This is a genomic window from Candidatus Limnocylindrales bacterium (genome assembly GCA_035626395.1).
GTDB lineage: Bacteria > Desulfobacterota > Binatia > UBA1149 > CAITLU01 > DASPNH01.
The window spans coordinates 251,021-269,809 of record DASPNR010000031.1 but is presented as its reverse complement, the minus strand read 5'-3'; the positions used below and the strand labels follow the sequence as shown (position 1 = coordinate 269,809).

Here is an 18,789-nt window from a genome sequence, read left to right as displayed (position 1 = left end):
CCAAGGCCTGCGGCGTGCTCGCCGATGTGCGCTTTAGCGTACGCGAGCGGGCGAACGAACCGGCGCGGCCTTGCGTAACTTCCCGCTGTTGCAGCTTCGCACGAGCGCGCGGCGGGCGTCGTGTGCGCAACTCCGTGGCATACGGAGCTTTTCCAAATCCGCGCGTGGCATGGTCCATGCTGCGCTCGTGCGTTCTGCAGATACTCAGGGCCAAGTCGCTCGCGGCGCCCGCGCGGACCGTGGTTGGTTCGATTCCCTTTTCCACTCCACGCCGCGCGGTGCGCGCGAGTACCGGTTGGGGGCCGCCATGACGACGTTCTGCGAGCGCCTGAGCGCGCTGGACCGCTTCTTCCTGGACTGCGAGAGCGACCGCACGCCGATGCACATCGGCGCGGCGTGCCTCTTCGACGCCGCCGGCGGCGGCGTCGACATCGGCGCACTGCGCGACCACATTGCTGCCCGCCTCGACCTCGTGCCGCGCTATCGTCGAAAGATCGCGTGGGTTCCGCTCGAAGGCCATCCTGTCTGGATCGACGACGCCGCCTTCGACCTCACGCGTCACGTGCGCGCGGTCTCGCTTCCGGGGCCGGGAACGCCGCAGCAGCTCGAAGAGATGCTGGCATGGATCTTCTCGCAGCCGCTGCCCAGGACGCAGCCGCTGTGGGAAGTGTGGCTGATCCAAGGACTTGCAGGCGGACAGGTGGTGCTGGCCTGCAAGACGCATCACTGCCTGGTCGACGGGCTCGGCGGCGCCGCGCTGCTGGCGGCGATCCTGTCTGCGACGCCGTTCGATGCGCCTGCGGCCGCCGAGCCGTGGTCGCCGCAGCCGGCTCCAGGCGGGCTCGAGCTTCTTGCGGACGCCGCCGCCAGCCGCATCGGCGGCGCCGCCGCCATCGCTGCACGGCTCGTGCGTCAGACCTGGGCCTCGCCGCAGTCGCTGCTGGCCGAAAGCGGCCGTCTCGCGGCGACCGTCGGCTCCGTTCTCGGCAAAGCCACGACTTCGTTGACGCCGACCGTGTTCGACGAGCCGGCCGGGTCCAGCCGCCGGCTGCTGTCGTGGACCTGCAGCCTGCAGACACTGCGTGGCATCGGCCGCCGCTACGGCGCCACCGTCAATGACGTCGTCCTAGCGCTGGTGGCCGACGGGTTCGCGCGTTGCCCCGACCTTCACGGAGAGGGCGAATCGATTCGCGCGTACTGTCCGGTCGGCGCCAGCGCCAGTGCCAGCGTGCTGGCCTTGGGCAACCGCGTCGCCGGCATGCTGGTGGACCTGCCGACGTCGCCCGTGTCGGTCGAGGAACGGCTTGCTGCGGTGGCCCGCGCAACGCGCGAGCAGAAGAGCTCGGGCGAAGTCGAGGGCACGCTCCTGGTCGAGGAGCTGGCCAATGCGCTCGCGCCTTCCCTGCTCGCCAATGTCGAGTGGCTCGTGGGCCTGCGCCCGGTCTTCAACCTGATCGTCACCAACGTGCCGGGCCCGCAGGCGTCGCTGTATCTGTTCAACCATCGCATGGTGACGGCCACGCCGCTGGTGCCGCTGTTCCACGGGCAGGGACTCGGCATCGCCGTGCTCAGCTACGACGGGCAGGTCGGCTGGGGCTTCCACGTCGACTCCGCGTTCGCGCGCGCCGGCGCCCGCTTGCGGGACGGCATTGCCGAGGCCTGTGCCGATCTCGCGGCGCGAGCCGGCATTGCGGCCGAGGGCAGCGTCGACATCGCCGCGTGACGCGCGCGGCGGGGCGCGACCACAGCTCCGCTTCGAGCTTGCCCGGTGCCGGCGGCACGGCCACAGTGCACGCCATGAGCGACGCATTGTCGGCAGCCATGGTGGGCTGCGCACCCGATGACGCGCTGCCGTGGCTGACGGTCTGGGAAGGCATCGAGCTCAAGGTCCTGCGCGTGGTGGCCAGCGAGGGACTGTGGGTGGTGCGCAACCGCTTCGCACCCGGCACCAGCATCGAGAAGCATCGTCACACCGGCGACGTGCACGGCTTCACGATCTCCGGGTCGTGGCGCTACCTCGAATACGGCATCGACTATCCCGCCGGCACCTACATCTACGAGCCCGCCGGCTCCGTGCATACGTTGATGGTACCGGGCGAGGCCACCGAGCCGGCCGACGTACTGTTCGTCATGCGCGGCGCCAACCTGGTCCTCGGCGACGACGGCGCCATGATCGTGCGCGTGGATGACGGACCGACCACGCTGGCCTACTACCGGATGATGTGCGAGGCGCAGGGGCTGCCGCCACCGCCGGTGCTGGAGCGCTGAAGGTCAAACGTCGCCGCCTCCGCGGCCGCGGCGCGGTCGAGCGCCGCCCCGCAGCTCATCGCAGCCGCACCGGCAGGCTCTTCAGCGCGTTGTTGAGATTGGAACGCTGCCGACGTGCCGGGCCGGTGCGTTCGATCGCAGCGAAGCGCGACAGCAGCTCCTCGAGAAACACCCGCCCTTCCAGCCGCGCCAGCTTGGCGCCGATGCAGAAGTGCTCGCCGAATCCGAACGCGAGATGCGGATTGGGATGCCGGCGTACGTCGAACACGTCGGGACGCTCGAAGACGGCCTCGTCGCGATTGGCCGACGTGTAATAGAGCACCACCTTGTCGCCTTCACGGATGTCCGCGCCGCCAAGGCGCACGTCGCGCATGGCCGTGCGGCGGAAATAGTGAAGGGGATTGGCGTAGCGCAGCACCTCTTCGACCGCGCCCGCAATCATCGCGGAATCGGCCCGAAGCTCATCCATGGCGGCCCGATGGTCGAGCAGCACGTCCACCGCGTTCGACAGCAGCGTCCTGCTGGTGTCGTTGCCGGCCGTGACGATCTGGACGAAGAACGCGCCGAACTCGAAATCCGTCATCGTGTGCCCGTCGACGTTGGCGTTGACGATGGCGGTGGTCAGGTCGCTGCCGCTCTTGCCGCGCCGCTCGCTGCCCAGGCCCACCGCATACGCACCCATGGCGAACGAGGCCTCCGCTTCGTTGCCGCCCGGATTGACTTCCGGGTCCTGTGAGCCGGTGAGCTGCTCGGCCCACGCCTGGATCTGCGGCCAGTCCGCCTGCGGGATGCCCATCAGCTCGCCGATCACCTGCACGGGAAGCGCCGCCGCCACCTCGTGCACGAGCTCGACGTCGCGCCGCTGCGCGGCGCGCTCCAGGATCGCGCGCGTCAGCTCGCGAATGCGCGGCTCGAGCGCATCGACCATCCGCGGCGTGAACGCATGCAGCACCATGCGGCGGTAACGCCCGTGCGCAGGCGGATCCATCATGAGCAGCATCGAGCGCGTCATCTCGAGCACGTGCGGCTCGAGGTCCTCGATCATCACCGAGCCGCGCTCGGAGGAGTAGGCGACGGGATCGGTGGAGACGGTGACGACGTCACCGTGACGCGTGACGGCCCAGTAGCCGTTGCCGTCACCGGTGTGCTGCCAGGAAACCGGCTCCTCGCGCCGCAGCCTGGCGAGCTCGGCATGCGGCGGCCCGTTCACGTAACCGTCGGGGTCGTACAGGATCGACATTGCGGCAGGCATGCCGCGCATTCTTATGCGCCCGCCCCGCTCGCACCAGTCGCCGCTGCCGTGTAGAGGCGGCGCATGGACGAAGCCGTCACGCCCTTTCGCATCGAGGTTCCCCGCCACGCTCTCCAGGATCTGCGCGAGCGGCTGCTGCGCACGCGCCTTCCCGAACCGATCGAGGGCGCCGGGTGGGATTACGGCATCGACGTCGCCTACCTGAAGGAGCTCATTGCGTACTGGCGCGACCGCTTCGATTGGCGCGCCGTCGAGCGTGAGCTGGCCCGGTACTCGCACTTCGTGACGCCCATCGACGGCCTGCATCTGCACTTCCTTCATCAGCGCTCGCCGCATCCAAACGCGATGCCGCTGCTGCTGACGCACGGATGGCCGGGGTCGATCCTGGAGTTCATGAAGATCCTGCCGCGTCTGCTCGACCCGCCCGCCTTCGGCGGCGACGCGCGCGACGCGTTCCACGTCGTCTGTCCGTCCATTCCCGGCTACGGGTTCTCGCAGGCGCCGCAGCGCCGGGGCTTCGACATCAAGGAAGTCGCGCGCACGCTCGTCCAGCTCATGCATCGGCTCGGATACGACCGCTACGGCGCGCAAGGCGGCGACTGGGGCGCGATGGCGACCTCGTACGTCGGACTGCTCGATCCCCAGCACTGCGCCGGCATCCATCTCAATCTCATGGTCGTGCGGCCGCCCAAGGAGGGGATCGGCGACCTTTCGGACCAGGAGCTCGCGTCGCTGATGAAGGCGCGCGACTACATGAGCACGGGCACGGCGTATCAGAAGGTGCAGGGACGCGAACCCGACCTGATCGGCGTCGCGCACACCGATTCGCCGGCGGCGCTGTGCGCGTGGATCGTCCACAAGTTCCGCGCCTGGAGCGACTGCGACGGAGAAGTCGAGCGCCGCTTCACCAAGGATGAGCTGCTCGCCAACGTGACGCTGTACTGGCTGACCAGGAGCGCAGCGTCGGCGGCGCGGCTGTATTACGAGAGCCAGGCCTCCGGCCGCTTCGGCGAGGTCGAAGCGCGAGTGAACGTGCCGGCGGCGTGCGCGGTCTTCCCGCGCGAGATCTTCAATCCGCCGCGGGCATGGGCCGAGCGCCTCTACGACATCCGGCGCTGGACGGTGATGCCCTCGGGCGGGCACTTCGCGGCGATGGAGGAGCCGGAGCTGCTGGCACGCGACGTGGCCGAATTCTTCCGCACGCTGCGGGCCTGAACTGCGCGTCGGCGCTGGGGAACGGCTGCGCGCCCCCGCTCCGGCCACAGCCCCGGGGGGCGGTCGGTCGACGCAGGCCCTTGACGCCCGTGCGCCGATGCTTGTATATGCAAGCACAGTGACGACCAGCAAAGACGGCGACAATCTCGGCCCCTGCGCCTGTTTCCGCGCTCGCAGCATGGCGCGCGCCATCACGGCCTTGTACGACCAGGTTCTCGAGCCCTGCGGCCTGCGAGTCAGCCAGTTCGCAATCCTGACTTCGATCCGCATGCACGGCGCGATGACGATGCAGGAGCTGGCGGGCGAGCTGGGGCTCGATCCGAGCACCATGACGCGGACGCTGCAGCCGCTGCAGCGCGACGGCTACGTCACCGCCGAGCAGGGCGAGGACCGTCGCGTCCGCGAACTTGCGCTCACGCCGCGCGGGCACCGCAAGCTCGGCGAAGCCTTCGATCTCTGGACCAAGGCGCAGGACGACCTGCGCGACAAGATCGGCGCGGACCGCTTCGAGCGGCTGGTCGGCGACATGGGCGCCGTCGTCTCCGCGCTTCGGCCGTAGCTGTTTTTATCCGGATATTTGTATGGCCAATTACTTCGGCCAAAGGGAGTAGCCATGGAGCAGAGCCGCACCACCACCGCCGTCCATCCGTCCATCGCCGCCGCGCCCATTCCCACACACGGCGCCGATCTGCCCACGGTGTGCGTCCTGTGCAGCCACAACTGCGGCATCCGCGTCGACGTCGCCGACAACCGCATCACGGCCGTGCGGCCCGACAAGGAAAGCCCGATCACGCACGGCTACATCTGCAACAAGGCCGTCACGATCGTGAACTACGTCGAGCACGATCAGCGCGTGCAGTACCCGATGAGGCGCCGCGGCGACGGCACCTTCGAGCGCATCGACTGGGACACCGCCATCGCCGAGATCGCCGTGAGGCTCTCCGCGATCCGCAGCGAGCACGGGCCGCGCTCGATCGGACTGGTGGGCGTGGGCGGTCAGGCCAACCACATCGGCGGTCCTTTCGCGCTCGGGTTCCTCAAGGCCATCGGCTCGCGCCGCTGGTACAACGCATTTGCGCAGGAGAAGACCCAGCACTGCCTCGTCGACTTCTGGATGATGGATGCGCCGCCCACCGGGTTCCTGCATCCCGACCTCGAGCGCACGCAGTACCTTCTGGTGCTGGGCACCAATCCCAAGATCAGCAACCGCGGCCACAACGCCACCGACTTCTTCCGCGAAATGGCCAAGGACCCGGCGCGCAAGGTCGTCGTTCTCGATCCGCGCGTGACCGAGACGACGAAGACGGCGGATCGGCATCTGCGCGTGCGGCCGGGCGGCGACGTCTATTTCCTCATCGCGATGGCCGCCGCGATCGTGCAGCGCGAGCTCTACGACGCGGCGTTCCTGCAGGACCGTACCAGCGGCTTCGATCAGCTGCGCGACGTCCTGACGCGCATCGACGTCGACGAGATGGGCCGGCGCGCCGGCCTGGCCTCCGCCGACATCCTCAGCGTGGCCGAAGAGTTCGCCCGCGCCGAGGCGGCCTCGGTGCTCTACGACCTGGGCGTGGAGATGACGCCGTTCTCGACGCTGAACTCGTACCTGATTCGAGTGCTGCTGGCGCTGACGGGCAACCTCGCGCGCGAAGGCGGCAACGTCTTCTACTCCACGGTCGCTCCCTCGGAGTGGAGCAAGAACCGTTTCGAGGAGCCCGAGCGTGCGCTGGCGTCGGGCATCCCCGCCATTCGTGCGCTCGGCAATGCCGGCATGTTCTCGCCCACGCTCGTGCCCGAGGAGGTGATGCTCGATCACCCCGAGCGGCTGCGCGCGATCATCGTCGACTCGTCCAACCCTTATCTGTCGTACTCGGACACCAACGCGTGGCGCGAGGCTCGCAAGAAGCTCGACCTGCTCGTGGTCATCGAGCCGGCGTTCACGGAGACGGCGCGCGATGCCGATTACGTGCTGCCGGCGCCGACCGGATACGAGAAATGGGAGATGGCGCTGTTCCCCAAGGGCTATCCCGACATTCCCGTCCAGGTGCGGCCGCCGGTGGTGGCGGGGCCGCCCGAGGCGCGCACCGAGGGCGAGATCTACATCCGCATCCTCGAGGCGATGGGCCTCGTGGAGGCGCCGCCGCAGGAGTTGCTGAGCCTGGTGCCCATGCTCGGCACGCCCGAAGGCCGCGGCTTCTTCCTCGGGGTGGCCATGAGCCTGCTCGGCGACGTCGCCAAGCGCGGCATCGATCCGGAGACGCAGCTGCTGGCGTGGTCGTACCGCCTGCTGGGACCCGTGCTGGCATCCCCGAGCCTGGTCCCGCCGTACGTGCTGTCGCAGAAGAACGCGATGCTGCGGCGCGACGACGTCCTGCGTGCACTCGGGCAGGAGCACGCGGCCAAGAACCCGTTCGAGCTCGGCGAGGAGATCTTCGCGCGCATCATGGCGCATCCCGAAGGCGTGGTGATCGCGCGCACCGAGCTCGGCACCAATTTCGAGCAGCATGTGAACTTCCCCGACAAGCGCGTGCGGCTCGCCATCCCCGAGATGCTCGCCGAGCTCGAGCGCGCGGCGACGGCCCGGCGCGAGGACCCGGCCTACCCGTTCATTCTGGCCAACGGCCTGCGCACGCGCTGGACGGCCAACACGATCCAGCGCGATCCGAAGTGGCGAAAGGGCAGCGGGCCGCACTGCTCGCTCAGCATCCATCCGGGCGACGCGGCCAGGCTCGGCATCGGCGCGGGCGACCTCGCCAGGCTCGAAACCAACCGCGCGGCGGTGATCCTGCCGGTGGTGCTGGACGAGAAGCTGATGAGCGGCCACGTCTCCATGCCCAACGGCTTCGGCACCGTGCTCGGCAAGCCGGGCCAGGCCGCGGCCGGCATCGACGGCGCCAACGGCAACGAGCTGACCGACGTTGCCGACCGCGACCCGTTCACCGGCATTCCGCATCACCGCTACGTTCGCTGCCGGATCGCCAAGGCCGAGCAGCCCTCGGCGGCGTAGCCGGCGCGGTAGCCCTCGAAGGACCGCAGCGATAGAGGAACGGGGACGGCGCCGGCGAAGAACGGCGGCCGGTCCCCGTTTCTGCAGGAGGAGCGATGATCGACCTGTACACCTCGCAAACGCCCAACGGCTGGAAAGCTTCCATCATGCTCGAGGAAGTCGGGCTTCCCTACGAAGTGCACGCCATCAGCCTTCAAAGCGGCGACCAGAAGCAGCCCGAGTACCTGAAGATCAATCCCAACGGCCGCATCCCGACCATCGTCGATCGCGAGGAAGGCGATTTCGCCGTGTTCGAGTCGGGCGCGATCCTGATCTACCTCGCCGAGAAGACGGGGAAGCTGCTGCCCACCGACCGCAAGGGCCGCTCCACCGTCATCCAGTGGCTGATGTTCCAGATGTCGGGCGTCGGCCCGATGCAGGGGCAGGCCAACGTCTTCTTCCGCTACTTCCCCGAAAAGCTCCCCTCGGTGATCTCCCGCTACCACAACGAGACCAAGCGCCTCTACCAGGTCCTGGAAACGCGCCTCGAGGGCCGCGAGTACCTGTGCGACGAGTACTCGATCGCCGACATCGCGACCTGGCCGTGGGTCCGCATCCACGCGTGGTCGGGCATCGAGATCGACGACATGCCCAACCTCCAGAAGTGGATCGACCGCGTCGCCGAGCGCCCGGCCGTGCAGCGCGGCGTCGAGATTCCGCGACCCATCGAGACCGCCTCGAGCGAGGACGTCGTCAAGGCGGCGCAGTCGATCCTGCAGCGCTGATCGGTACTCCGACGCGCCGGTGGCTCGGCCGGCGCCCGTGCATCGCCGCCCGATGGTCCGTCCCAGCGCCCGTCGCCCGACGTTTGCCCTCGATGAAGCGTCCCGATCCCTTGTTGTCCGTTCCGGCACTGCCATCATGGAGGCCGTCACGCAACCGATGCGGCACGGCGCCATTCGGCGGACCGTTCCAGCCACCGGAGGAAGTTCGATGAGCATTGCGATGGAGCCGGTGCGCCTGGCGCAGTCGGTTCTCGGCCGGTCCTGCCACGTCTGCGCGTTCTTTCACTCCAAGGAGGAGGAGTACGAGGTGCTGATGCCCTTCATCAAGGAAGGGTTCGACCTCGGCGACCGTGCGTTTCACGTCGTCGACCCGAATCACCGCCAGGAGCACCTGCGCCGGCTCGAGCAGGCGGGTATCGACGTCGCCGCCGCGGAGGCGGAGGGACAGCTCGAGGTAAGGCCATGGCAGGAAGCCTATCTCGCGGAGGACTGCTTCGATCAGTTCCGGATGATCGAAACGATCAAGGAGGCGCTCGATCCGGCCAAGAAGCGCCCGGGTCGCGTGACTCGCCTGGTAGCCAACATGGAATGGGCGCTCGAGGATCTGCCCGGCGTCGACGAAATCGTGGAATACGAGACGCGGCTCAACGAAGTTCTGCCCCACTACCATGACCCGGTCGTCTGCACGTACGACCTGATGCGCTTCGATGCACGCATCGTGATCGACATCCTCCGCACGCATCCGATGGTCATCATCGGCGGCATCCTTCAGGAGAATCCCTTCTACGTACCTCCTCGGGAGATGCTGCGAGAGCTGCACGAGCGAGCGGGGCGAAACCAGCTCTGAGCGTCCGTCGCTACGGCCGGGCACACATGGAACCCATCGACCATGTGATCGAGGAGAATCGGCGCTTGCGGCGCACGATGAGCGACCTGGTCGCGCTCTCCACGCTGCCGGCGGTGTGGTTCGGCCAGCCGCTGGAGCAGATCGCGCATAGCCTCGCCGACATTCTCGTGCACACGCTTTCCCTGGACCTTCTCTACCTGCGGCTCTCCGGTCTGGGCGCCGAGCCCACGATCGAGGTCGCCCGCGGCGCCGGCGGCGAAGCTCCGTCGGACGTGGACGCGGTCCGTAGAGCGGTCGCGCCGGTGCTGCAGGACGCGGGCGATTCGCCGTCCACCATCGTCGACCCGTTCGGCGCCGGCAGCCTCCACGTCGCCGTCACCCGGTTCGCGATCCGCGACGACTTGGGCGTGCTGGTGACGGCGTCGCGCAATGCTTCGTTTCCCTCCGAGCGCGACAGGCTGCTGCTGGGCGTCGGTGCGAACCAGACGGCGATCATCGTGCAGCGCCGGCGGGCGGAGAACTACATGCGACGCAGCGAGGAGCGCTTGCGCGCAGTCGTGGAGACGACGCCGGCCTGCATCAAGGTCGTAGCGCCCGATGGCACCCTCGTGGACATGAACACCGCCGGCCTGTCGATGGTCGATGCGGAGCGGCCGGAGGACGTCATCGGCCGATGCGTGTACGACCTGATGACCGAGGAGAGCCGCGAACGATTTCGTGATTTCAACGAGCGGATCTGTCGCGGTGAGAAGGGCTCCCTCCGTTTCGAGATCCGGGGGCTCAAGGGCAGCCGGCGCCACATGGAGACCCATGCCGCTCCGCTGCAAGGCCACGGCGGCCTGCTCCAACTCGCCGTCACGCTCGATGTCACCGAGCGCCGCCGCGCCGAGCACGATTCCAAGCTCAGGGCCCGCGTCCTCGAGAGCATGGCCGAGGGCGTCAGCGTCACCGACGAATCCGGCATCATCGTCTACACGAACCCGGCCGAGGACAGGATGTTCGGTTACGAGCACGGCGAGTTCATCGGCAAGCACGTCAGCGTCCAGAACGCGTATCCGCCGGAAGAGAACCAGCGTGTCATCGGCGAGGTGATCGCCCGCCTCAGCACGGCCGGGGAATGGTCCGGCGAGTTCAGCAACCGCCGGAAGGACGGGAGCGAGTTCATCACGCATGCGCGCATCACCGCCCTCGAGATGGGTGAGAGGCGCTACTTCGTCTGCGTCCAGGAGGACATAACCGAGCGCAAGCGCGTTGAAAGAGAACTGCAGGACGCCCGCGCGCGGCTGGACGCGGCGCTGGCAGCGGGAGCCATCGTCACCTGGACCTGGGATATCGGCAGCAACCGCCTGTTCGCCGACGCCAATCTCGCCCGACTGTTCAATCTGGCGGCGAGGGACGCCAACGGCGCCGCGCTCGACCGTTACATCGAAGCGATCCATCCCGATGATGTCGCACGCGTCACCGCGGCGTTGTCCCGCTCGGTGACGGAAGGAGACGATTACGAAGCCGACTACCGGATCGTGCAGCAGGATGGCTCGATCCGCTGGGTGGCCGCGCGCGGGCGTGCCGAACGCGACGCCTCCGGCCGGGCGGTGCGCATGCCCGGTGTGCTCGTCGACATAACCGACCGAAAGATGCTGGAAACGGAGCTGCGGCTACGCGTGGCGCAGCTCGCCGAGGCTGACCGCCGCAAGGACGAGCTTCTCAGCTCGCTGCGCGAGAGCGAGGAAAAGCTGCGCCTCCTCGCGGACACGATTCCGCAGCTTGCCTGGATGGCCCACCCCGACGGCCATGTCTTCTGGTTCAATCGCCAATGGTACGAGTACACGGGCACTTCACCGGAGCAGATGGAAGGTTGGGGATGGCAGTCGGTGCATGATCCTCATGTCCTGCCGGAAGTGCTCGAGCAGTGGAACGATTCGATCGCGACCGGAAAGCCTTTCGAGATGGTTTTCCCGCTGCGCAACTCCGCGGGAACATTCCGGCCCTTCCTGACCCGCGTCAACCCCCTGCGCGATGACAGTGGCCGGATCCTGTATTGGTTCGGGACCAACACCGACATCAGCGAGATCAAGCGGATGGAGGATGCGCTCCGGGAGGCAGACCGGCGCAAGGACGAGTTCCTAGCTACGCTCGCGCACGAGCTGCGCAACCCGCTCGCACCCATTCGCAACTCTCTGCAGATCATGAAGATGCCGGGCCTGGACGAGCAGACGTTCCGGCAGAGCCGCGACATGATGGAGCGGCAGGTGCATCATCTCGTACGGCTCGTCGACGACCTGTTGGACGTCTCGCGGGTGATGCGCGGCAAGATCGACCTTCGCCGCGAGCCCGTAGAGCTGGGCGCGATCATTGCCCGCGCTGTGGAGACGGTCGAGGCTTCCATCAGGCAGAAGGGGCTCGAGCTCGAGATCCAGGTGCAGCCCGAGCCGATCTTCGTCGACGCCGACCCCGTACGCATGACCCAGGTCGTCGGCAATCTGCTTGGGAACGCGGCCAAGTACACGGAGCCTGGCGGCCACGTCCGCGTCATCGCCGAACGCGTTGGCGCAAACGCGATCCTGCGCGTGCGCGATGACGGCATCGGGATCGCTCCCGAAATGCTGCCGCGCATCTTCGATCTCTTCGTCCAGGCGGATCACGCGATGGCCTGGTCGCAGGGCGGGCTCGGCATCGGTCTGACGCTGGTGCGCAACCTTGTGGAGATGCATGGCGGAACCGTGGAAGCGGACAGTGCCGGTGTAGGACGGGGCACCGAGTTCGTCGTCCGCCTGCCGGCCCTCGACCACGCTCGCATCGCGAGGGATTCGAGCCTCGGCAACGGCGCGGGAGACGCCGACAAGCCCGTCGCGAACGGCCACCGCCTGCTGGTCGTAGACGACAACAAGGATGCGGCGACCAGCCTGGCGATGCTCTTGCGAATGCAGGGACACGCAGTCCGCGTCGTGCATGACGGTGCTGCCGCGCTGGACGTCGTCGAGCGCTTCCGTCCCGCCCTGGTCTTCCTCGACATCGGGATGCCCGGCATGGATGGGTACGAGGTGGCGCGCCGGATCCGGCAGCAGCCGGGGACGGCCGAGACGGTCCTTGCTGCATTGACGGGGTGGGGCCAGCAGGAGGACCGGCGCCTGACGGCGGAGGCCGGTTTCGACTACCACCTCGTCAAGCCTCCCGAGCCGACGGAGATTGCCAGTCTGCTCGCACGGCTGCCGTCGAAGGTCGGCGTACCGAACGCCTCCACGTGACGCCCAATGAATGGCGTCGCCCGCGACCCCGATCCCAAGCCGCACCGCGTCGGCGTGCGATGGTGTCGCCGGCAGGCGCCGCGCCGCGCGATGGCCGCCGAAGTGCAGTTAGCCGCCATGTCGGATAGGCTCCCCGAATGCAGCGCCGACCATGCCTTGCCGCCCTGGCTGCGGCTGCCCTGCTGCTGATCGGCCCCATCGCCCACGGCGGCGGGCGCCCCGAGTCCGTCTTCCACATCGACCGCAACAAGAACCGCAATCAGGTGCACTACGGCATCACTGTCGACGACAAATGCCGGCCGGTCGGCGAGGAGCCGCTCTACAACTACTGGTTGCGCATCGACAGCGGGCCACCCACGACCAAGCCGCTGAAGTTCTTCCAGCAGATGGCGTACGGGTTCCAGAGCCAGACCGTCGCCAGCGACGGACGCGTCGAAGCGCGCATGCGCGCGTTCCCGGAGCGGCTGCTGACGGTCAGGGCTGCTGCGGCCGGCAAGGGCAAGGGATGCAAGGCCGAGGCGTTCCTGACCATCGACGGCAAAGATGCCTATCTGGATAAGGTGTTCGTGTTCGCCGAAGAGGGGATTCTTCTTCCGAGCGTGCGCTACGTCGAGCTCTACGGCCGCAGCAACGACGGCCATGCCGTCTACGAGAAGATCACCGTCGAGGAATGAAGGGCAGCCCCCTTCGCTGAGCCGAGGAGCAATTGGGACCGACGTTTCAGCGCTACCTGCTGCGGGAGGTACGCGGCGCCTTCGCCGCGGGCATGGCGCTGGCCGTGGCCATCCTGTTCGTGCTGCGAATGGTCGAGTTCGTCGACCTGGCGTTCGCACGCGGCGTGCCGGCGCGGCTCGTGCTGTCGCTGGCCGGCTACATCGTCCCCTCCTACCTGGAAGTCGCGCTTCCGATGGCGGCGCTCCTGAGCGTCGTCGTCGTCTTCGCGCGCTTGTCCGCCGACGGAGAGCTGATCGCGCTGCGGGCCAGCGGCATCAGCCTGCGCCAGCTCAGCCGGCCGCTGTTCGTCTTCGGCGTCACCACCGCCGTGCTCAGCCTGGCCCTTGGCGTGTGGATGCGACCGTGGGCCAATCGCGGCATCGAGCGCGCCACGTACAAGATGGCGCGGACGCGCCTTACGGCGGCACTTCGGCCGGGCGTCTTCAACTCCTGGTTCGGTGGAGTCATCCTCTACGTCGACCAGCTCGATGGAAAGACCGGACACATGCAGCGCGTGGTGCTGTCGGAGGAGCGGGACCAGTACGGCCGCAAGACGATCTTTGCCGGCGAGGGTACCATCCGGTCCAATGAGGATGCGCGGACGGCGTACCTTCAGCTCGTGGGCGGGAGCCTCATCACCTACCACGCCTCGGGCAAGTACCACGACAAGACCGATTTCGATTCGCTCGAGCTCAATCTGGACATGGCCGAGGACACCGGCGTCGATCTTGCCAAGCAGGGCGGGCCGCCGGCGATGAAGCTCGGTGACCTTCTGGCCAGGCGGCGCGATCTTCTGGCGCGCGGAGAGCCCGCGCTCGAGGAGTCGGTCGAGCTTCATCGCAAGCTCGTGCTGCCGGTGGCGGCGCTGCTGCTGCCGCTCGTCGGCGTGCCGCTCGGTGCCAGCGGGAGGCGCGGCGTCAAGTCGCGCGGGCTGGTCACCAGCGTGGCGGTGGTGCTGCTGTACTACCTGCTGCTCACCGCGGCGATGACCCTGGCGCGCGGAGGGCAGTTGCCGGTGGGGCTGGCGATGTGGATGCCCAACGTCGTGCTGGGGCTGCTCGGGTGGTGGATGTTCCAGCGCGCGTCCCTCGAGCGTCCGCTGCTCGGGCTTCGGAGGTGAAGGCGAGATGTCGCAACAGGAAACATTGATCACCTACACCCGAGTCGACGATGCCTATTTCGCGGCCCGCGGCCTGCGCCGGCATGCCGGCGTCGGGCTGCTGTGGGCGCTCGGCGTCGGTGCCGTCATCTCCGGTCAGTTCTCGGGCTGGAACCTCGGATTCGCCTTTGGCGGCTGGGGCGGGATGTTCATCGCCACGATCGTCATCACGATCATGTATCTGGGGCTGACCTACTCGCTGGCCGAGATGAGCCCGGCCATGCCGCACACCGGCGGCGCGTACTCGTTCGCACGAACGGCGATGGGGCCGTGGGGCGGTTTTCTCACCGGCCTGGCCGAGAACGTCGAGTACGTGCTGACACCGGCGGTCGTGGTCTTCTTCATCGGCACGTACATGGGCGCGATCCTGGAAACGCCCGAGTCGGTGCAGCCGGTGTATTGGGTAGCCGGGTACGCGCTCTTCGTGTGGCTGAACTTCGTCGGGGTGGAGATGTCGTTCCGGGTCACGCTGATCGTAACGCTGGCGGCGCTGGCGTGCCTGGCGTTCTTTTATGCGGCGGCGCTGACGCACATCGACTTCTCCCGTTGGGCGATGAACATCGCACCCGACGGCAGCGAGCTGCCCGAGGGCAACGGTCCCTTCCTCCCCATGGGCGTTCTCGGCGTGCTGCGCTGCCTGCCCTTCGCGGTGTGGCTGTATCTGGCCATCGAGCAGCTTCCGCTGGCCGCGGAGGAGTCGGTCGACCCGCGGCGCGACATGCCAAAGGGCATCCTGCTCGGGATGTTCACGCTGGCGGTTTCGGCGTTCCTGGTGCTGGTCCTGAACCCGGCCATCATCGGCGTGGGCGCGCACAAACTCGGCACCTCCGGCGAGCCGGTGCTCGACGGCTTCAAGGCCATCTTCGGCGACGACGTCGCCAAGCTGCTGGCACTGGTGGCGGTGCTGGGCCTGGTCGCCAGCTTCCATTCGATCATCTACGCCTACGGGCGGCAGATCTATTCGCTGAGCAGGGCCGGCTACTTTCCGACCGTGCTGTCGCTGACGCACGGCAGTCGCAAGACGCCGCACGTGGCGCTGGTGGCCGGCTCGCTCGTGGGGCTGGCGGTGATGCTGGTCGTGTGGTTCACGCTGGGCGAAGAAGCGCGCGGCGCGTTCATCGGCGGAACGCTGCTGAACATGGCGGTTTTCGGCGCGATGTTCTCCTACGTCATGCAGGGCATGTCGTTCATCCGGCTGCGGCAGCGCTTCCCGCACATGGAGCGGCCCTACCGCTCGCCGTTCGGCGTTCCAGGCGCGGTCCTTACGGTTGCCATCGCCGGCCTCACCATCGTCTTTCAGCTGCAGGATCCGGTGTTCCGCGGCGGCGTGGTCGGCGTTGCGATCTGGTTTGCCGTCTGCATCGCCTACTTCGCGATGGTGGGACGGCACAAGCTCATCCTGTCGCCGGAGGAGGAGTTCGCCATCGAGCATCGCGACAGGGGCGGCGGCCCCGCGCGCTCCTAGCCGGCTTCCTCAGTACAGCTCGAAGCCGTCGAAACACCATAGCGGCTCGGACGCGGGAAGGAAGTACCCCACAACCATGCATTGTTCGTCGCTCACGTAGGACGGGCCGGCGGTGATCGTGCGGTTGGTCGAGTTGTTGTACGTACAGCGGGAAGTCATGTCGCCCGAGAACGAATGGAACGACGGCGCCGCCCATTGCCGGGCGCCGGGATTCTCCCAGTCCTCGGTCTGAAACAATGGCTCGGTCCCGTCGAGAACTTCCATCAGCACCGCCTGCTTGTGCGCGTGCATCGACAACCACCAGAACGACGCGCCCTGCGGCGGCTCGCAGGTCTGGCTCTCGATGTCGCCGACGATAAACGGCGGAATGGAGATGGTGGAGTCGTAGGTGACCAGCGTGGCGGTTTCGGTGTAGTCCGCGCCGGCGGGCAGCAGCTCCAGCGTCAACGTCGCGTTGCCAGGCGCCGCTGCCTCGGTGGCGTTGGAATAATGAAGCAGGACATAGCCGGCCGCGCCGGCCGGCAGCTCGACGCCGAGGGGCTTTCCGTTGCCGTCGTCGTCGGGAACGTCCAGTGCGTGCGGGCTGCTCTGGGCCACGTAGATCCACTGCGACGTGATCTGCCCGAGGTTCGCCGAAGAGCACCCGCTGGCCGAAACGGTTCCAGGCGGCATGAGATCTGCCGGCTCCCCCTCGGCATCCACCGTGGTCGCCACGATGATTTCGTGTACCAATGACGACATCTGTGAGGAAAAGGCCGTGATCGCCGCTGGCACCTCGTTCGGCGTGCGGAAGTAGTAGCAATAGGTGATTTCCTGCTGCGGGGCGATTTCCAGCAGCGGCGTCTCGATGACGATCTGCGCCGGCCCGGCGATCGTGGTGGTGGTCGTCGTCGTGGTCGTCGTGGTCGTGGACGTAGTCGTCGTCGCCGTGCACTCGCAGCCAAGCGGCTGGGGCTGGCCGACGGCGGCTTTCAGGCACACCAGCGAATCGGTGGCAGTGGTCGTCCCGGAGCCGTTGGTGTCACAGATGCAGCCGCATTGCTCGGTGCCGACGCCCGCCTTCAGAATGAACAGGCAGTCGGATGCCGTGGGCTTGGACCCGCTGCTGACGGGCTGGCTGCAATCGCCGAGGGCGCCCAGCGCTTCGCTGCGCCAGCCGACCATGGCCAAGACGGCGGCAGCTGCAATGGAAACGCGGACGGCGCAGACCAGCTTGTCGTGCATGCCCATCGATCTCTGGAAGCAGGTCACTGTAATGTGCGACCGTGCCGGCCAACAAGACGGCTGCAACCGAATGCGTCGAAGCGGCAGCAGGTATGCCCCGATGGGTGTCAGCGCGACGCCAGGATCGTGCGGCGGTCGTAATCGTACTCGGCCTTCGCCGAGACCATGCGGCTCGTTTCCGGATCCAGCGTCATCCGCTGCACGATGATCACGATGCTATGGACGCCGGGCAGCTCCGCCAGCGCGGCCCTGGCCAGATCATCGGGCCGCGCCAGATCGCCCCAGACGTGACGATCCATCTGGAAGCGGCGGTGCACCTGCTGCAGCTCGGAGCTGAGCGATTGGTGGTCGATGTGGCGGTAGCCGCCGCCGGATCTCGTGAACAGAGCGACCAGAACGGGCGGCGTCGGCACCGTGTACATCGCCCATGCGCCGAACTTCCACGGGTTGAGGCCGTAATGGTGCACGAGCCGGTAGTGCGCCAGCGGCCACAGCGCCGCCCACGCCAGCACGCAAGCGACCACCGCACGCTTCACAGGTACCCCGGATCGACGAGCGAGCGGCCCGGCAGCAGGCCGTAGGCGGCCGCAACGGCCCACGCCAGGAACGCGGCGGTGGCCGGCAACGTGCGGCCGATGGCGTCGCCTCGCAGGAAGAGCATCAGCAGCTGAAGGAAGAGCACGCCGAAACCGATCTCGCGCGCACCGAGCTGGAACAGCACGACCAGCGCGATCGAAGCGATCGCCGCGAGGTGGCGCGTGGCCGGCAGCGCCAGCAGCAACGGCAGCGCCATCTCGGCGCCATAGACGAGATTGGAGCCCGCGATGAACAGCGGGCTCTGCACTCGGTACGGACCATCGCCGGTGCGCATGGTGTCGTAGCCGCGCAGACGCGCGGTCTCTTCTGCAGGAAGCAGCATCGCGAACAGGTCGCCGAAGCGCTCGCTGGAGGCCACCATCCACGCCAGCATCTCGGCGCCGAAGTAGTAGCCATAGAGGACCTTCTGCAGACCGGTGTGGAACAGCACGATCAGCGTCAGCCAGACCACGCCGCGGTAGGCCAAGCGCCCGTCTTCGCCCTTCCGCCCCGCAGCCACGCCGAGAAGCACGACGACCAACAGCTCGAGATAGAAGTGGTTGTTCGTGCGCGGGAACGTCCACCAGAGTTGCGGCACCAGCGCGGCCAGCGCGGCAACGGGTGCCCAGCCCGCGCGGCGACTGCCGAATGACAACGCCGCGCAGATCGACATCCACAGCGCCGTCAGTGCCAGACCGCCTTCGGGAAGATCGGGTGCGAAGCGCAGCCACAGCCAGCTCCTGGCGGCGCCATACAGCAGGACGATCCGGCGCAGGCTGTCGAGCCTGCGATCGATCAGCGAGGCGTCGCCAGGATCGACGGCGGACCACAGCGCATGCCAGCGGGTTGCCAGCGGTTGCCCGGTGGCGATGACGGCGGCGCGCGGCGAGCGGTCGATCTCTCGCCGAGGCGATCTTCGAGCCGCTGACCTGCCGCGACCCTGCATCGCTGCGTCCTCCTCGCGGGCGCCATGGCGCCGCTCCTCGAACCGTATGTCCCTGCCCGGGGCACGGCAATGCCGGCGGCATCGGCGCGACGAGAGGATTGCGGCCGCGT

At 67.7% G+C, this 18,789-nt stretch carries 15 protein-coding genes; 11 read left to right on the top strand and 4 right to left on the bottom strand.

Features of this window, described 5'->3' with window-relative positions:
* The first annotated feature begins 307 nt into the window (after window positions 1-307).
* The gene (locus VEC57_12700; GenBank protein ID HYB99983.1) at window positions 308-1,723 is read left to right on the top strand and encodes a wax ester/triacylglycerol synthase family O-acyltransferase; all 1,416 of its coding nucleotides are present in this window, start codon (window positions 308-310) and stop codon (window positions 1,721-1,723) included.
* A 74-nt stretch (window positions 1,724-1,797) separates the two neighbouring features.
* Window positions 1,798-2,268 carry a 2,4'-dihydroxyacetophenone dioxygenase family protein gene (locus tag VEC57_12695; protein ID HYB99982.1) on the top strand — a complete coding sequence of 157 codons (471 nt, stop codon included), beginning with the start codon at window positions 1,798-1,800 and terminating at the stop codon, window positions 2,266-2,268.
* A 55-nt stretch (window positions 2,269-2,323) separates the two neighbouring features.
* Here the strand turns inward: VEC57_12695 and VEC57_12690 are convergent, their stop codons facing one another.
* The gene (locus VEC57_12690; GenBank protein HYB99981.1) at window positions 2,324-3,520 is read right to left on the bottom strand and encodes a cytochrome P450; all 1,197 of its coding nucleotides are present in this window, start codon (window positions 3,518-3,520) and stop codon (window positions 2,324-2,326) included.
* A gap of 63 nt (window positions 3,521-3,583) precedes the next feature.
* Between VEC57_12690 and VEC57_12685 the strand changes: the two genes are divergently transcribed.
* The 9 genes from VEC57_12685 (at window position 3,584) to VEC57_12645 (ending at window position 15,933) form a co-directional block, all read left to right on the top strand.
* Complete coding sequence (locus VEC57_12685) at window positions 3,584-4,735, top strand: epoxide hydrolase (GenBank protein HYB99980.1); 1,152 nt, start codon at window positions 3,584-3,586, stop codon at window positions 4,733-4,735.
* 118 nt (window positions 4,736-4,853) lie between these two features.
* A complete protein-coding gene (locus VEC57_12680; GenBank protein HYB99979.1) occupies window positions 4,854-5,294 on the top strand; it encodes a MarR family winged helix-turn-helix transcriptional regulator in 441 nt (146 codons plus the stop codon).
* A gap of 54 nt (window positions 5,295-5,348) precedes the next feature.
* A complete protein-coding gene (locus VEC57_12675; GenBank protein HYB99978.1) occupies window positions 5,349-7,739 on the top strand; it encodes a molybdopterin-dependent oxidoreductase in 2,391 nt (796 codons plus the stop codon).
* Between the two features lie 95 nt (window positions 7,740-7,834).
* On the top strand, window positions 7,835-8,503 hold the full coding sequence (locus tag VEC57_12670; protein ID HYB99977.1) for a glutathione S-transferase family protein: 669 nt from the start codon (window positions 7,835-7,837) through the stop codon (window positions 8,501-8,503).
* 208 nt (window positions 8,504-8,711) lie between these two features.
* Complete coding sequence (locus tag VEC57_12665) at window positions 8,712-9,350, top strand: MEDS domain-containing protein (GenBank protein ID HYB99976.1); 639 nt, start codon at window positions 8,712-8,714, stop codon at window positions 9,348-9,350.
* Window positions 9,351-9,376: 26 nt separating this feature from the next.
* Window positions 9,377-12,595, top strand: coding sequence for a PAS domain S-box protein (locus tag VEC57_12660; GenBank protein HYB99975.1), 3,219 nt, complete (start codon window positions 9,377-9,379; stop codon window positions 12,593-12,595).
* 137 nt (window positions 12,596-12,732) lie between these two features.
* Window positions 12,733-13,269: a DUF4833 domain-containing protein gene (locus VEC57_12655; GenBank protein ID HYB99974.1), complete on the top strand. Its 537-nt coding sequence runs from the start codon at window positions 12,733-12,735 to the stop codon at window positions 13,267-13,269.
* A 32-nt stretch (window positions 13,270-13,301) separates the two neighbouring features.
* Window positions 13,302-14,429 carry an LPS export ABC transporter permease LptF gene (lptF, locus tag VEC57_12650; protein ID HYB99973.1) on the top strand — a complete coding sequence of 376 codons (1,128 nt, stop codon included), beginning with the start codon at window positions 13,302-13,304 and terminating at the stop codon, window positions 14,427-14,429.
* 7 nt (window positions 14,430-14,436) lie between these two features.
* The gene (locus VEC57_12645; protein HYB99972.1) at window positions 14,437-15,933 is read left to right on the top strand and encodes an amino acid permease; all 1,497 of its coding nucleotides are present in this window, start codon (window positions 14,437-14,439) and stop codon (window positions 15,931-15,933) included.
* A 9-nt stretch (window positions 15,934-15,942) separates the two neighbouring features.
* On the opposite strand, the gene VEC57_12640 is transcribed toward VEC57_12645, so the two are convergent.
* The 3 genes from VEC57_12640 to VEC57_12630 all read right to left on the bottom strand — a co-directional run bounded on the left by VEC57_12640 (window position 15,943) and on the right by VEC57_12630 (window position 18,679).
* Complete coding sequence (locus VEC57_12640; GenBank protein HYB99971.1) at window positions 15,943-17,157, bottom strand: hypothetical protein; 1,215 nt, start codon at window positions 17,155-17,157, stop codon at window positions 15,943-15,945.
* A gap of 107 nt (window positions 17,158-17,264) precedes the next feature.
* Window positions 17,265-17,693: a hypothetical protein gene (locus VEC57_12635; protein ID HYB99970.1), complete on the bottom strand. Its 429-nt coding sequence runs from the start codon at window positions 17,691-17,693 to the stop codon at window positions 17,265-17,267.
* The gene (locus VEC57_12630; GenBank protein HYB99969.1) at window positions 17,690-18,679 is read right to left on the bottom strand and encodes a hypothetical protein; all 990 of its coding nucleotides are present in this window, start codon (window positions 18,677-18,679) and stop codon (window positions 17,690-17,692) included. The genes VEC57_12635 and VEC57_12630 overlap by 4 nt, the downstream gene beginning before the upstream one ends.
* Between the last annotated feature and the right edge of the window lie 110 nt (window positions 18,680-18,789).

Bases quoted from the DNA above. Each gene is read 5' to 3' on its own strand.
- VEC57_12700 (HYB99983.1), top strand. From the start codon at position 308: ATGACGACGTTCTGCGAGCGCCTGAGCGCGCTGGACCGCTTCTTCCTG.
- VEC57_12695 (HYB99982.1), top strand. From the start codon at position 1,798: ATGAGCGACGCATTGTCGGCAGCCATGGTGGGCTGCGCACCCGATGAC.
- VEC57_12690 (HYB99981.1), bottom strand. From the start codon at position 3,520: ATGCCTGCCGCAATGTCGATCCTGTACGACCCCGACGGTTACGTGAAC.
- VEC57_12685 (HYB99980.1), top strand. From the start codon at position 3,584: ATGGACGAAGCCGTCACGCCCTTTCGCATCGAGGTTCCCCGCCACGCT.
- VEC57_12675 (HYB99978.1), top strand. From the start codon at position 5,349: ATGGAGCAGAGCCGCACCACCACCGCCGTCCATCCGTCCATCGCCGCC.
- VEC57_12670 (HYB99977.1), top strand. From the start codon at position 7,835: ATGATCGACCTGTACACCTCGCAAACGCCCAACGGCTGGAAAGCTTCC.
- VEC57_12665 (HYB99976.1), top strand. From the start codon at position 8,712: ATGAGCATTGCGATGGAGCCGGTGCGCCTGGCGCAGTCGGTTCTCGGC.
- VEC57_12660 (HYB99975.1), top strand. From the start codon at position 9,377: ATGGAACCCATCGACCATGTGATCGAGGAGAATCGGCGCTTGCGGCGC.
- VEC57_12655 (HYB99974.1), top strand. From the start codon at position 12,733: ATGCAGCGCCGACCATGCCTTGCCGCCCTGGCTGCGGCTGCCCTGCTG.
- VEC57_12645 (HYB99972.1), top strand. From the start codon at position 14,437: ATGTCGCAACAGGAAACATTGATCACCTACACCCGAGTCGACGATGCC.
- VEC57_12640 (HYB99971.1), bottom strand. From the start codon at position 17,157: ATGCACGACAAGCTGGTCTGCGCCGTCCGCGTTTCCATTGCAGCTGCC.
- VEC57_12630 (HYB99969.1), bottom strand. From the start codon at position 18,679: ATGCAGGGTCGCGGCAGGTCAGCGGCTCGAAGATCGCCTCGGCGAGAG.